Source organism: Devosia sp. (assembly GCF_036406155.1).
In the GTDB taxonomy this organism is placed as follows: Bacteria; Pseudomonadota; Alphaproteobacteria; order Rhizobiales; family Devosiaceae; genus Devosia_A.
Window position 1 is genome coordinate 1 of the sequence record NZ_DASWVV010000155.1, and the last position, 14264, is coordinate 14264.

The 14264-nt window shown below is 68.9% G+C and carries 14 protein-coding genes; 5 read left to right on the top strand and 9 right to left on the bottom strand.

From position 1 onward, the window contains the following. The 9 genes from VGD93_RS09825 to VGD93_RS09865 form a co-directional block, all read right to left on the bottom strand. A partial coding sequence (locus tag VGD93_RS09825; protein WP_395011561.1) for a threonine aldolase family protein occupies positions 1-914 on the bottom strand: 914 nt, incomplete at its 3' end. Between the two features lie 54 nt (positions 915-968). Then, positions 969-1673 carry a phosphate regulon transcriptional regulator PhoB gene (gene phoB, locus VGD93_RS09830; RefSeq protein WP_395011563.1) on the bottom strand — a complete coding sequence of 235 codons (705 nt, stop codon included), beginning with the start codon at positions 1671-1673 and terminating at the stop codon, positions 969-971. A gap of 9 nt (positions 1674-1682) precedes the next feature. Beyond that, on the bottom strand, positions 1683-2375 hold the full coding sequence (phoU, locus tag VGD93_RS09835; RefSeq protein ID WP_395011565.1) for a phosphate signaling complex protein PhoU: 693 nt from the start codon (positions 2373-2375) through the stop codon (positions 1683-1685). Positions 2376-2394: 19 nt separating this feature from the next. Beyond that, on the bottom strand, positions 2395-3201 hold the full coding sequence (gene pstB, locus VGD93_RS09840; protein WP_395011587.1) for a phosphate ABC transporter ATP-binding protein PstB: 807 nt from the start codon (positions 3199-3201) through the stop codon (positions 2395-2397). Positions 3202-3251: 50 nt separating this feature from the next. Then, positions 3252-4541: a phosphate ABC transporter permease PstA gene (pstA, locus tag VGD93_RS09845; RefSeq protein ID WP_395011567.1), complete on the bottom strand. Its 1290-nt coding sequence runs from the start codon at positions 4539-4541 to the stop codon at positions 3252-3254. Beyond that, positions 4534-5913 carry a phosphate ABC transporter permease subunit PstC gene (gene pstC / locus VGD93_RS09850; protein ID WP_395011569.1) on the bottom strand — a complete coding sequence of 460 codons (1380 nt, stop codon included), beginning with the start codon at positions 5911-5913 and terminating at the stop codon, positions 4534-4536. Before pstC ends, pstA begins: the two co-directional genes overlap by 8 nt. A gap of 61 nt (positions 5914-5974) precedes the next feature. Continuing rightward, on the bottom strand, positions 5975-7006 hold the full coding sequence (locus VGD93_RS09855) for a substrate-binding domain-containing protein (RefSeq protein WP_395011571.1): 1032 nt from the start codon (positions 7004-7006) through the stop codon (positions 5975-5977). A gap of 181 nt (positions 7007-7187) precedes the next feature. After that, positions 7188-8246: an ATP-binding protein gene (locus VGD93_RS09860; protein ID WP_395011573.1), complete on the bottom strand. Its 1059-nt coding sequence runs from the start codon at positions 8244-8246 to the stop codon at positions 7188-7190. A 158-nt stretch (positions 8247-8404) separates the two neighbouring features. Then, positions 8405-9241 carry a MurR/RpiR family transcriptional regulator gene (locus tag VGD93_RS09865; protein WP_395011575.1) on the bottom strand — a complete coding sequence of 279 codons (837 nt, stop codon included), beginning with the start codon at positions 9239-9241 and terminating at the stop codon, positions 8405-8407. A 108-nt stretch (positions 9242-9349) separates the two neighbouring features. Between VGD93_RS09865 and VGD93_RS09870 the strand changes: the two genes are divergently transcribed. From VGD93_RS09870 to VGD93_RS09890, 5 genes are all read left to right on the top strand, one after another. Next, positions 9350-10141 carry an N-formylglutamate amidohydrolase gene (locus VGD93_RS09870; protein WP_395011577.1) on the top strand — a complete coding sequence of 264 codons (792 nt, stop codon included), beginning with the start codon at positions 9350-9352 and terminating at the stop codon, positions 10139-10141. After that, positions 10134-10646 carry a TRAP transporter small permease subunit gene (locus tag VGD93_RS09875; RefSeq protein WP_395011579.1) on the top strand — a complete coding sequence of 171 codons (513 nt, stop codon included), beginning with the start codon at positions 10134-10136 and terminating at the stop codon, positions 10644-10646. The genes VGD93_RS09870 and VGD93_RS09875 overlap by 8 nt, the downstream gene beginning before the upstream one ends. Further along, complete coding sequence (locus VGD93_RS09880; RefSeq protein ID WP_395011581.1) at positions 10643-11968, top strand: TRAP transporter large permease; 1326 nt, start codon at positions 10643-10645, stop codon at positions 11966-11968. Before VGD93_RS09875 ends, VGD93_RS09880 begins: the two co-directional genes overlap by 4 nt. 111 nt (positions 11969-12079) lie before the next feature. Then, a complete protein-coding gene (locus VGD93_RS09885) occupies positions 12080-13147 on the top strand; it encodes a TRAP transporter substrate-binding protein (RefSeq protein ID WP_395011583.1) in 1068 nt (355 codons plus the stop codon). An 89-nt stretch (positions 13148-13236) separates the two neighbouring features. Next, on the top strand, positions 13237-14264 hold a 1028-nt coding region (locus VGD93_RS09890), incomplete at its 3' end, for an amino acid permease (RefSeq protein ID WP_395011585.1).

Consider the following 14264-nt stretch of genomic DNA (forward strand, 5'->3'; position numbering starts at 1 on the left):
GCCCCGGCCGCGCGCAGCCGGGCGAGGGCGGCGTCCGGCAGCACCGCGAACACCTCGTTGGCCTCGGCCGGCCAGGCCAGCCGCGCCGTGCCGCTCCGCGTGATGCCGGCGGCGAGGCGCTGCGCCATGGCGTTGGCGTGCGCCGCCGTATGCAGCCAGTTGCCGTCGGCGAAATAACCCTCGAACTGGGCGGCAACGAAGCGCGCCTTGCTCGCCGCGTGCCCGGCGCGCTGGCGCAACGCGGCGATGTCGCCGAATTTTTCCGGGGCGAAGACGACGATCGCCTCGGCCGCGAGGCAGCCGTTCTTGGTGCCGCCGAAGCTCATGATGTCGATGCCGGCGCGCCAGCTCAGCTCGGCCGGCGTCGCCCCGCTCGCCGCCACGGCGTTGGCGAAGCGGGCGCCGTCCATGTGCACGACGAGGCCGCTTGCGGCCGCCCGGTCGGCGAGGGCCCGGATCTGTTCGGGCCGGTAGACGGTGCCCAGTTCGCTCGCCTGGGTCAGCGTCAGCACGGCGGGGATGCCGGTGCGGCTGCCGGGGGCGAAGCGCTGGAGCGCCCCGGCCAGCGCTTCGGGCGCGATGCGGCCGTGCACGGACGCGAGCGGGATCAGCTTCATGCCGCCCGAGAAGAATTCCGAGGCGCCCATCTCGTCGTGCCAGACATGGGCGTCGGTCGAGCACAGGATCAGCCCGCCGGGGCGGGCGGCGGCGGCCATCGACAGCGCGTTCGCCGCCGTGCCCGAGCCGGTGAACCAGATGTCGAGCTCGGTCTCGAAGATGTCGCAGAAGCGGCGCTTGACCGCCGCCGTCAGCGCATCGTCGCCATAGGCCGGGGCGAAGCCGGCATTGGCGCGCGCGAGCGCCTCCATCACCGCCGCGCTGGCGCCGCTCCAATTGTCGCTGGCAAACTGCATCGCATCCTCCCGCGGCCCCTTCTTAGCGGCGCGGCGCGGCGCCGGCCAGCCCGCTCAGCCCGCCGCGGCGAAGCGCTCGTCGAAGGCGTAGCCGGCGCCGCGCACGGTGCGGATCGGGTCGGCGTCGCCGGCGCGGCGGTTGATGGCCTTGCGCAGGCGGCCCACATGCACGTCGACGGTGCGCTCGTCGACATAGACGTCGCTGCCCCAGACGCCGTCGAGCAGCTGCTCGCGCGAGTAGACGCGGCCGGGGTGGCGCATCAGATATTCGAGCAGCCGGTATTCGGTCGGCCCCAGATGCACGTCGCGGCCGGCGCGGCGTACGCGGTGGCTGGTGCGGTCGAGCTCGAGGTCGCCGGCCCGGAGCACGTTGGCCACCAGCGCCGGGCTCGCCCGGCGCAGCAGGGCGTTGACGCGCGCCACCAGCTCGGGCAGCGAGAACGGCTTGGTCACGTAGTCGTCGGCGCCGGTGGCGAGGCCGCGCACGCGCTCGTCCTCCTCGCCGCGGGCGGTGAGCATGATGATGGGGATGCGCGCGGTGTCCGTGCGCGCCCGCCAGCGGCGGCACAGTTCGATCCCCGACAGCCCCGGCAGCATCCAGTCGAGCAGGATGAGGTCGGGGCGCGTCTCGCGCATCAGTTCGGCCGCCTCGTCGCCGCTCGCCGCCGTCAGCACGGCGAAGCCCTCGGCCTCGAAATTGTAGCGCATCAGCGTCGACAGGTCGGCCTCGTCCTCGACGATGAGGATGGTGGCGCTCATGGCGGGGCCTCAGCTCTGGTGGCGCTGCTGCTCCTCGGCCGCGAGGTGCCGCCCGGTGAGCAGGTAGTAGGCCGCCTCGGCGATGTTGGTGGCGTGGTCGCCGACGCGCTCGAGGCTCTTGGAGCAGAACAGCAGGTGCGTGCACTGCGTGATGTTGCGCGGATCTTCCATCATGTAGGTGAGGAGCTCGCGGAACAGCGAGGTGTGCATGGCGTCGACCTCGTCGTCGCGGTTACACACCTCGATCGCGTCCTCCGGCCGGCGCCCGGCATAGGCGTCGAGCGCGGCCTTCAGCTGGCGCGCCACGAGGTCCGCCATATGCTTGACGCCGTTGTAGAACTTGGGCGCCAGGCTCATGCTCTCGATCTGCACCGTGCGCTTGGCCAGCTGCTTGGCCATGTCGCCGGTACGCTCGAGGTCGTTGGCCACCTGGATGGCGGTGACGACGAGGCGCAGATCGGCCGCCATCGGCTGGCGGCGGGCGATGATCGACACCGCCATGTCGTTGATGCGGTGCTGCATGCCGTCGATGCGCTTGTCGGCCTCGCGCACCTGCTGGGCCAGCACGTGGTCGAGCGTGAGCAGGGCCTTGGTGGAATCGGTGATGGCCTGCTCGACGAGGCCGCCCATTTCGGAGATGGCCTTGTGCAGGTTGATGAGTTCGTCTTCGTAGGAGGTGACGATGTGCTCGGATTGGGGCATGGCGGGAAAGATCCTCTCGTCAGCCGATGCGGCCGGTGATGTAGTCCTGGGTCTGCTTGTGCCTCGGATTGGTGAACATCTCCTCGGTCACCCCGTGCTCGATGAGCTTGCCCAGGTGGAAGAAGGCGGTCTTCTGGCTGACGCGCGCCGCCTGCTGCATGGAGTGGGTGACGATGACGATGGTGAAGTTCTCCCTGAGTTCGTCGATCAGTTCCTCGATCACCGCCGTGGCGATGGGATCGAGGGCCGAGGCCGGCTCGTCCATGAGCAGCACGTCGGGGCGGGTGGCGATGGCGCGGGCGATGCACAGCCGCTGCTGCTGGCCGCCCGACAGGCTGGTGCCGGGCTCCTTCAGCCGGTCCTTGACCTCTTCCCACAGCCCGGCGCGGCGGATCGAGGAGACGACGATGTCGTCGAGTTCGGTTCGCGACGGTGCCATGCCGTGGATGCGCGGGCCGTAGGCGACGTTCTCGTAGATCGACTTGGGGAAGGGGTTGGGCTTCTGGAACACCATGCCGACGCGGGCCCTGAGCTCGACCACGTCGAGGTCGCGGTCGTAGATGTCCTCGCCGTCGAGGGTGATCGTGCCCTCGACGCGGCAGCCGTCGATGGTGTCGTTCATGCGGTTGAGGCACCTGAGGAAGGTGGACTTGCCGCAGCCGGACGGCCCGATCAGGGCCGTGACCTCGTGGCGCTCGATGTCGAGGTCGATGCCGAACAGCGCCTGCTTCTGGCCGTAGAAGACGTTGACATTGCGCCCCGACATGGCCGGCCCGGCCGGTTCGGGCGGCAGCGCGGCGTCGTCGCCGGCGGGCTCCGGCGTCATGGTGGCGTGCATGGCTTGGCTTTCCCTGGTCTGGAGGATGGTCATGGCGCCTACCACCGCCGCTCGAGCCGCTGGCGCAGGAAGATGGCGATGGCGTTCATCACCAGCAGGAAGCCGAGCAGCACGAGGATGCCGGCCGAGGTGCGGGCGACGAAGCCGCGCTCGGGGCTGTCGGCCCAGATATAGATCTGCGTCGGCAGTGCCGTGGACGCCTCGAGGACGCCGCCGGGCGGGCTGGTGATGAAGGCGTTCATGCCGATGAGCAGCAGCGGCGCCGTCTCGCCCAGTGCCTGCGCCAGCCCGATGATGGTGCCGGTGAGGATGCCCGGCAGCGCCAGCGGCAGCACGTGGTGCAGGATCACCTGTTGCGGCGAGGCGCCCATGCCGTAGGCCGCCTCGCGGATCGAGGGCGGCACGGCCTTGAGCGCGTTGCGGGTGACGATGATGATGGTGGGCAGCGTCATCAGCGCCAGCACCAGCCCGCCCACCAGCGGCGCCGAGCGCGGCAGGCCGAAGCTCTGGATGAAGACGGCGAGGCCGAGCAGGCCGAAGACGATCGAGGGCACGGCGGCGAGGTTGTTGATGTTGACCTCGATGAGGTCGGTCCAGCGGTTCCGGGGCGCGAACTCCTCGAGATAGACGGCCGCGGCGATACCCGTGGGGAAACTGATGACGAAGCACACGAGCAGGGCATAGAACGACCCGGCGATGGCGCCGGAGAGCCCGGCGATCTCGGGGAAGCGGCTGTCGGCGTTGAAGAACAGCCCCCAGTTGAACGGCGTCGACACCCGCCCTTGCGCGACCAGCGCGTCGAACCAGGCGATCTGGGCATCGCTCACGCGGCGGTTGGCCTGCGGCGTGTCGCGCCGGATGGTCCCCTTGTTGAGTTGGTCGAAAATGTCGGCGGCAGGAACCTCGAGGGTGAGCGTGCCGCCGATGACGGCGGGATTGGCCAGCACCGCGTCGCGTACGAAGAACTGCGTGTTGGCGGTGAGGATCTGGCCCATCTGCCTGGCCTCGGCCGGATTGGCGGCGGGCGGCAGCAGCGCCGCGACGGCCTCCTTGACCACGTGGCGGTAGTTGCCCTTGGCGGGATCGGCGGGGCTCACATTGTCGGCGCCGATGGGGAAATCCACCCTTATGTGGGTCTGCACGAAGGCCTGGTAGCCGCCCGCCGCCAGGGTGGCGACGAGAATGGTCAGCAGGCCGATGGCGAGCGAGATGGCGATCACGCCGTACAGGCGGAGCCTGAAATCGGCGGCATTGCGCCGCCGGCGCAGGGCGGCCCGCGCGGCGGCGGAGCGCAGCGGCGGCACGGCGGGGGCAGCGGCGTCAGTCATATTGTTCCCGATACCTGCGGACGATGGACAGGGCCCACACATTGAGCCCGAGCGTGACGAGGAACAGCACCAGGCCGAGCGCGAAGGCGGCCAGCGTCTTGGGGCTGTCGAAGGCGGTGTCGCCGATCAGTAGCGTGACGATCTGCACGGTGACGGTGGTGACCGAATCGAGGGGATTGACGGTGAGGCTGGCGATGAGCCCGGCCGCCATGACCACGATCATGGTTTCGCCGATGGCGCGGCTGAGGGCCAGCAGGATGCCGCCGGCAATGCCGGGCAGCGCTGCGGGCAGCACCACCCTGGTCATCGTCTCGGCCCGCGTCGCCCCCATGGCCAGCGAGCCGTCGCACAAGGCCCGCGGCACGGCGCGGATGGCATCGTCGGCGAGCGAGGAGATGAAGGGGATGATCATGATGCCCATGACCAGCCCGGCGGCCAGCGCACTGTTGGGCGAGGTGGCGAGCCCGAGCAGCCCGCCCGCCTCGCGGATGGCGGGGGCGACGGTCAGCACGGCGAAGAAGCCGTAGACCACGGTCGGCACCCCGGCCAGCATCTCGAGGGCGGGCTTGACGATGCTGCGTACCCGTTCGCCGGCATATTCGACGAGGTAGACGGCGGTGAAGATGCCGATGGGCACGGCGACCACCATGGCGATGAGGGCGATCAGCAGCGTGCCGAGGAACACCGGGACGGCGCCGAAGGCGCCGCTGCCGGCCACCTGGTCGGGGCGGATGGCGATCTGCGGTTCCCAGCGCAGGCCGAAGAGGAATTCGTGCAGCGGCACGAAGCGGAAGAATTCCAGCGATTCGAACACCAGCGAGGCGATGATGCCGACGGTGACGAGCACCGCGATCACCGAGCACAGGATCATCACCGCCGAGGTGAAGCGCTCGACGCTGTGGCGCGCCCGGAAGCGGGGGGCGAGGCGGGAGCGGCCGATGAACAGCCCGAGCGTCATGGCGGCCAGCGCCACCACCGCCATGGCCCAGCGCGCGATCTCGCTCCAGCGCAGCCAGGTGTCGGCGGCGGCGCGGATTTCGGCGCTCGGCTCCTTGAAGATCAGGCCGCCCGCGACGTTCTTGATCTCGGAGAGCAGCAGCTGCAGCTGCGCCGGCGAGGCGCCCCCGGTCAGCGGCGGGGGCAGGCTCGCCACCAGCAGTGCATCGATCACGGCCCCCTGGAAGCCGACCCAGAGCAGCACCAGCACCAGGGCGGGAACGCCGACCCAGATGGCGACGAACAGACCGTGATAGCCCGGCAGCGAGTGCGGATTGGGGCCGCCCGCCGCAACGAAGCGTCGTCCCGCCGCGCGCCCTACATAGAAGGCGGCCGTCGACAGCACCAGGATCGCGAGCAGCAGGTAACCGAACACCGGCAGAAGCCTCCAGGAAGAACGAGGCCGGGTAGCCCCGGCCTCGTCCACGATTGATGGTTTACTTCGCCGGGGCGGCCATGGGCGTTCCGGCGGCAACGGCCTGGCGGGTGGCCTCGCGGATGTCGGCGGCGAGCGGGATCAGGCCGCGCTCGGACAGGTAACCACCCTCGCCGAAGGCCTCCTCGGAGACGTATTCGGTGACGAATTCGTCGAGGCCGGGGATGACGCCCCTGTGGGCGTTCTTGATGTAGAAATAGAGCGGCCGCGAAACGGAGTAGCTGCCGTCGGCAATGGTCTCGACCGAGGGCGAGACGCCGTCCACCGAGACGGCCTTGAGCGTGTCGGAGTTCTCGAACAGGAACGAGTAGCCGAAGATGCCGAGCGCATTGGCGTCGGCATTGAGGCGCTGCACGATCAGGTTGTCGTTCTCGCCGGCCTCGATGAACGGGCCATCCTGGCGCATGCGCTCGCACACTTCGGCCTTGCGGTCCTTGTCGAGCGCCTTGATCGCCGGGAAGGCGTCACAGCCGGCCTGCATCACCAGTTCGACGAAGGCGTCGCGGGTGCCGGAGGTGGGCGGGGGGCCGAACACGGTGATCGCGGCGGCCGGCAGCGTGGGGTCGATCTCGTTCCAGCTCTTGTAGGGATTGGCGACGATCTGGCCATCGATCTCGACCTCGGCGGCGAGCGCCTGGAACAGCTGCGCCTTGGTGAGGTTCATGTCCGGGCCCTGCTGCGCGTGGGCGATGGACAGTCCGTCATAGCCGATCAGTACTTCGGTGACGCTGTCGACGCCGTTCTGCACGCACAGGTCGAATTCGGATTTCTTCATGGCCCGCGAGGCGCCGGTGATATCGGGGAAGTCGGGCCCGACGCCGCCGCAGAAGATCTGCATGCCCCCGCCGGTGCCGGTCGATTCCACCACCGGCGCCGGATTGCCGGTCATGGCCGCGTACTGCTCGGCGACGGCCTGGGTATAGGGGAAGACGGTCGACGAGCCGACGATGCGGATCTGGTCGCGCGTCTGCGCGTGGGCGGCGGTGGCGCCGAGCGCGAGCACGGCGACGCTGGCGAAAAGTGCGAGTTTCATGGTGCGGTTTTCCTTCCGGAACACAGGCGCAAGGCCCAAGATGGCGGCGCTGGCCCGGCCATGCCGCCTTGACGCGGCGCAACCTATTGACGCTCTGCCATCGCTTTTATGACGGGCAGGCGACAGTTTTGTGACATTGCAAGCCACTGATTCAGAATGCATTCTTACGACGCCGCCCGGCTCAGCGCGCCAGCAGCACCTCGACCCGCGTGCCTTCGCCCGGCCGGCTGCTGATGGCCAGCGCGCCGCGGTGGCGGTTGAGAATGTGCTTGACGATGGCGAGGCCGAGGCCGGTTCCCTTCTTGCGGCGGCTCGACTCGGCGTCGATGCGGTAGAAGCGTTCGGTCAGGCGGGGCACGTGCTCTTGCTCGATGCCGGCGCCGTGGTCGGCGACGGTGACCATGTAAGCGTAGCCGGGCCGGCTGCTGACCGGGGCCAGCACCACCTCGACCCGGCCACCGTCGCCGCCATACTTGATGGCGTTGTCGAACAGGTTCTCGAACACCTCGTACAATTCGTCGCGGTCGCCGGTGACGACGGCCGCCTCCTCGGGCAGCGCCAGGTCCAGGGCCACGCCCGCCGCCTCGGCCTGCGTCTGCAGCCCGTCCCGCACCTCGCGCAGCAGCCGGCCGACATCGACGCTGCCCGTCGGCCGCACGTGCTGGCGCATCTCGATGCGGCTCAGTGACAGCAGGTCGTCGATCAGCTTGCTCATGCGGGCTGCCTGGCCGCGCATGATCGACAGGAACTTGAGCCGCGCCGCCTCGTCCCGTGCGGCCGGCCCGAGCAGCGTGTCGATGAAGCCGATCAGCGAGGTCAGCGGCGTGCGCAACTCGTGGCTGACATTGGCGATGAAATCGGTGCGCATGGCATTGAGGCGCTTCTGTTCGGTGAGGCTCTGCAGCACGACCACGAGCCGGCCACCGTCCGCGAGCGGCGCGATCGACACCCTGTGCCAGGTCTCGGTGGGGATGGTCTGGTGCAGCTCGACCGTCTGCGCCGCCCCGGTCACGCGGGCCGCGTCGATGGCGGCGAGCAGCGTCGGCGCGCGCAGCGAGAAAGCCAGCGGGACGCCGGTGCTGACGCCGGGGAAATGCTGGGCGGCCAGCGCGTTGCAGTGCAGCACGGCGGCGCGCCGGTCGAGCACGATGCACGGATCGGGCAGGGCGTCGGCGAAGCGGCCGAGGGTGCGGTCGTCGAGCGGCCCGCCATCGTGAACGTCTCCGGGGCCCGCCGTCATGCCGCCTTCACCTCCCAGCCGGGGCCGGCCCGCCGCGCCCGCACGGCCGCCGGCGATTCGCCGCCCGCCGCAGTGTAGGCGATTTCATAGCACGATGATGACAGCGGCGGGCGGCCCACCCGCGGGCGCCGTCCCGGCCGCCCCGCCTCGCCGGGCGGTCAGGCGACCTCGCTTGAGCCGATGCGCTTGCTGGCGGTGCTCCAGGCCAGCTCGGTGGTGCGCGCGATGATGGCCTCCACCATGGCGAACACGGCGACGTTGGCGTCCCAGATGCGGTCCATCGCCGTCTCGCACGGCAGCACGATCTTGGCATGGCGCGACACCGGCGAAATCCAGGCATCGGTCACGAGGACGACGAAGACGCGCCGGGAAGCGAGGCCGGCCGCGGCCTCGGCAAGTTCCGGATCGTAGCGGCGGACGTCGAAGACGATGGCCACGTCGCCGGCGCGCACGTCGAGCAACTGGTCGCTGCGGCTCGCCGAGCGACCTTCCAGCCGCCGCACGCCCGGCCGGATCAGGCGCAGGTGCGCCTCCATGTAGGCGGCCACGGCGTCGGTGAAGCGGCCCCCGAACAGATGGCACGCGCCCTTGTTGTCTGCCAGCCGGGCGCACACCGCCTCGAACTCGGAGCTGGGGATGCGGGCCGCCGAGGCAAGCAGGTTGTCGACGGCCTGCCTGACGAAGCGATCGAGGAAATCGGCGTCGTGGTCGGGGCGCGGCGGGCGGGCGAGGCTGCGCTGCAGCGGCGACTTGACGCGTTCCTCGAGCTCCTGGCGCAGGGCCCGCTGGAACTCCGCGTAGGAGCCGTAGCCGAGCTGGGCGATGAAGCGCAGGGCCGTGGCGGCGCTGGCCCCGGATTGCCGCGAGAACTCGGCGACCGGCGCGAAGCCGATGGTCGGATAATTGGCCAGCAGGCCGCGCGCCACCCGCTTCTCGGCGGCGGTCAGCCGGTGCATGGCCTCATGGATGCGCGCCTCGACACTGCCCGGCTCCATGCTCCCCGCCTCTGAAACGTGCATTTCAATATTGACAGATATCGCATTTCCGGAGCTACTGGAACAGAGGTTAACAGGACTGCGCGGGGGGATATGGGCAGTTCCGGGGTGGACTCCGTACGAACCATCAACGCGAGCGGCGCGTCGCCCTTCGTGCTCGTGTGCGATCATGCGTCCAATCGCTTTCCGGAGCGCTACGGCGACCACGGGCTGACGCCGCACCAGCGGCTGATGCACATCGCCTGGGATCCGGGGGCGCTCGCCGTGTCGCTGCGGCTGGTCGACCTGCTCGACGCCCCGCTGGTGCACTCCACGGTCAGCCGTCTGGTCATCGACTGCAACCGCGACATCGACGCCGTCGACCTCATCCCCACGATCAGCGAGCGCACCGACATCGCCGCCAATGTCGGCATTTCGCAGGCCGAACGCGACTACCGCATCCAGGCCTTCCACGCGCCCTTCCATGCCGCCATCGATGCCGTGCTCGATGCGCGCGGGGCGGCGGGGCGGGAGACCATCCTGGTGGCCGTCCACTCCTTCACGCCGACCTACAAGGACGTCGCGCGCCCCTGGCCGGTGGGTCTCATCCACGGCGCCGACGAGACCCTCACGCGCGCCCTGTTCGCCGCCCTCAAGGCCGAGGACCCGGGGCTCAACGTGGGCTGGAACGAGCCCTATTCGGCGCGCAACGGCGTCACCTACACGCTGGATCACCACGGCGACGGCCGGCGCCTGCCGGCGACCATGATCGAGATCCGGCACGACGAAATCCTCGAGCCGCCGGGCGTCGAGCGCTGGGCGGCCCGGCTGGCCCGCACGCTGCAGGTGGCGCGCGCGGCGCTGCGCAGCGGCGGCGACGACGTCCCACCCCCCAACCCGCGGAGGCAGGAGCGTGCCTAAGCCGATACGCGTGTTCGTCAAGGCCGTGGACACCTTCAACCTGTGGGTGGGCCGCGTCGCCATGCAGTTGCTTTTCGTGATGGCCGCCGTGCTGCTGTGGTCGACCCTGTCGCGCCTGTTGTTCAACGAGCCGGTCAACTGGGCCCTCGAGATGAGCCAGTTCCTGCTCTCGGCCTATTATCTGCTGGGCGGCGCCTATTCGCTGCAGAAGGGCGCGCATGTGCGCATGGACCTGTTCTACGGTCGGCTCGCCCCCCGCCAGCGCGCCATCACCGACGCCATCACCATCCTGTGCGTGATCTTCTTCCTCGGGGTGCTGCTGTATGGCGGCCTGTCGGCCACCAACTACGCCATCCAGTACAACCAGAAGAACTATACTGCCTGGTCGCCGCCGCTGTGGCCGATCAAGGTGGTCATGACCTTCGGCGTGTTCCTGATGCTGCTGCAGACCATCTCCACCTTCTTCAAGGATCTTGCCGAAGCGCGCGGGACGCCGATCGCATGAGCTCGGAACTCATCACACTCTTCATGTTCGCCACCATGATGGTGCTGCTCTTCACCGGGCAGCGCGTCTTCGGCGTCATCGGCTTCGTCGGCTCGCTGGCGGCGCTGTGGCTGTGGGGCTCGGGCTCGGCGGAGCTGCCGTTCAATGCCGCCTTCCAGGTGCTCAACTGGTATCCCCTCATCACCGTGCCGTTCTTCGTCTTCATGGGCTACGTGCTGAGCGAGAGCGGCATTGCCTCCAACCTCTACCGCGCCTTCCACGTCTGGTTCGGGCCGGTGCGCGGCGGCCTGGCCCTCGGCACCATCGGCCTCATGGTGGCGATTTCCGCCATGAACGGGCTCAGCGTCGCCGGTATGGCGATCGGCGCCACCGTGGCGCTGCCCGAACTGCTCAAGCGCGGCTATGACAAGGTCATGGTCACCGGCGTCATCCAGGGCGGCTCGACCCTCGGCATCCTGATCCCGCCCAGCGTGGTGCTGGTGCTCTACGCCATGATCGCGCGCCAGCCGGTGCTGCAGCTGTGGCTGGCCGGCATCCTGCCCGGGCTGATGATGGCGACGATCTTCTCCATCTACATCTATGTCCGCTGCCGCATCCAGCCCGAGCTCGGGCCGGCCATGCCCAAGGAGGAGCGCGACCAGATTACCTGGGCCGAAAAGTTCAGCGTCCTGCGCGCCGGCATCCTGCCGATCGTGGTGTTCGGCACCATGATGGGCCTGTTCCTCACCGGCGTGACCTCGCTGGTCGAGAGTTCGGTCGTCGGGGCGACGCTGGCGGCCCTCGCCGCCGCGGTCAGCGGCCGGCTCAACCGCAAGGTGATCGAAGTCAGCACCCGGGCCACGCTCGAGGTCAGCTCCATGTTCCTGTGGATCATGCTGGGCGCCCTCACTTTTTCAGCCGTCTATGACGGGCTGGGCGCGGTCAGGGCCATCGAGAACCTGCTGCTCAACACCTTCGGCCTCGACCCGTGGGGCATCCTGATCCTGATGCTGCTGAGCTTCATGGTGATGGGCATGTTCCTCGACGACACCGCCATGCTGGTGATCGTGGCGCCGCTCTACATTCCGCTGGTCAAGCAACTGGGCTTCGACCTCATCTGGTTCGGCGTGCTCTACACCATCACCTGCCAGGTGGCGTACATCACGCCGCCCTTCGGCTACAATCTGTTCCTGATGCGCGCGCTCGCGCCGCCGGAGATCACGCTGGGCGACATCTACCGCTCCATCCTGCCATTCACGCTGATGATGGTGCTGTCGATCATCCTGCTCATGATCTTTCCGCAGATCGCGATGTGGCTGCCCAACCTGTATACGGGGCGCTGAGCGGGGAGAGGCGGCTTGCCGCCGCGCCGCCAGGGGCGCGGCGGCCGGCGGGCAGAACAATGAAATCCCGCCCCGGCCGGGGCGGATCGACGGAGGAAGCAGGAGGAGTAGATGAGCGAAGTCAAGAAGATCAGCAAGCGCGAGTTCTTCAAGAAGGCGGGTCTCGCGACCGCGGGAGCCGTTGGATCGACGGCCCTCGCCATGCCCTATGTCAAGGCGCAGGCGCCGATCAAGTGGCGCCTGCAGACCTATGCCGGGCCGGCCCTGGCCGAGCACGTGTGCAAGCCGGGTGTCGACGCCTTCAACAAGGCCGCCAACGGCGAGATGGAAATCGAGATGTACACCGCCGACCAGCTGGTGCCGCACGGTGAGCTGTTCCGCGCCGTGCAGAACGGCACCATCGACGCCGCGCAGAGCGACGACGACTCGGCGGCGGCGCCGGTGGACGTCAAGGTGTTCGGCGCCTATTTCCCGCTCGCTTCCCGCTATTCGCTGGACGTGCCGGCGCTCTGGCACTGGCACGGGCTGAACGAGATCTGGGAAGAAGCCTACAAGGACATTCCCGAGGTCACCTGGCTGTCGACCGGGGCGTGGGATCCGTGCAACTTCGGCACCACCAAGCCGATCAAGAGCCTCGCCGACCTCAAGGGCCTGCGCGTCTACACCTTCCCGACCGGCGGCCAGTTCCTCAGCCGCTTCGGGGTGGTGCCGGTATCGCTGCCCTATGAAGACGTCGAGCCGGCCATCCAGACCGGCGAACTCGACGGCGTCTGCTGGTGCGGCATCACCGAGATGCATACGGTGGGCTGGGCCAACGTGCTCAAGTATTTCCTCACCAATCCGCTGTCCGGTGCCTGGGCCGGGTCCTACTTCGTCAACTCCGAGAAGTGGAACGCCCTGCCCGATCACCTCAAGCAGCTCTACCGCATGTCGATCGACACCTCGCACTATTACCGCCAGCACTGGTACTGGGCGGGCGAGGCCGACTACCGCATCAACGGCAAGCTCGAGCTGACGACGATTCCGGAGGCCGAGTGGAAGACGGTCGAGGATGAGGCGGTCAAGTTCTGGGACGAGATCGCGGCGCAGAGCCCGCGCAGCGCCCGCGTGGTGGAGATCATCAAGACCTACAACGCCAACATGGTCAAAGCCGGAGCGCCCTACCGCTACGGCGCCTGACCGGCACGCGCCGGCCGCGGCCCTGGGCCGCGGCCGGCTCCCTTCTCCCGGAGAGCCCGGTGGCCGACGCACACAGGACAGCAGCAACGATGGCCGGCGTGACCTACGCCGCGCGCGACGGCTCCTATTTCGAGAAACGTGGGCTCAACCGCTACGCCAATGTCGCCCATCTGTGGGCGCTCGGCGTCGGCGCCGTCATTTCCGGCCACTTCTCCGGCTGGAACCTGGGCCTCGCCGCCGGCGGCTGGGGCGGCATGCTGATCGCCGCCGCCCTGATCGGGACCATGTATCTGGGGCTCACCTTCTCCATCGCCGAAATGAGCCCGGCCCTGCCGCATACCGGCGCCGCCTATTCCTTTGCCCGGACCGCGATGGGCCCGTGGGGCGGGTTCCTCACCGGCCTCGCCGAAAACGTCGAATACGTGCTGGCCCCGGCCGTGATCGTGTTCTTCATCGGCTCCTACCTCACCGGCATTTTCGAGACCCCTGCCGAGTGGCAGCCGCTGTGGTGGGTGGCGGGCTTTGCCGCCTTTCTCGGGCTCAACATCTTCGGGGTGGCGCTGTCCTTCCGGGTGACGCTGGCCGTGACCCTCATGGCCGCCGCCTGCCTCCTCGTGTTCTGGATCGCCGCCCTGCCCCACGTCGATTTCGCGCGCTGGGCGCTGAACATCGGCCCGGGCGGGGTGGAGCTTCCCGGCGGCGGCGGCCCGCTGCTGCCCACCGGCCTGTGGGGGGCGCTCGCCGCCATGCCCTTCGCCGTGTGGCTGTTCCTCGCCATCGAGCAGCTGCCGCTGGCGGCCGAGGAGTCGATGGACCCGCGGCGCGACATGCCGCGCGGCATCATCGCCGGCTTTCTGACGCTGGCGATTTCGGCGGCCATGATCCTCTGGCTCAATCCCGCCGTGGCCGGAGTCGGTGCCTTCGCTCTGGGCCGCTCGACCGAGCCCCTGCTCGACGGTTTCCGCGCCATCTTCGGCGGCGGCACCGCCAAGGTGCTGGCATTGGTGGCGGTGATCGGGCTCGTCGCCTCGTTCCACACCATCATCTATGCGCAGGGCCGCCAGATCTTCTCGCTGAGCCGGGCCGGCTACTTCCCGACCGTCCTGTCGATTACTCA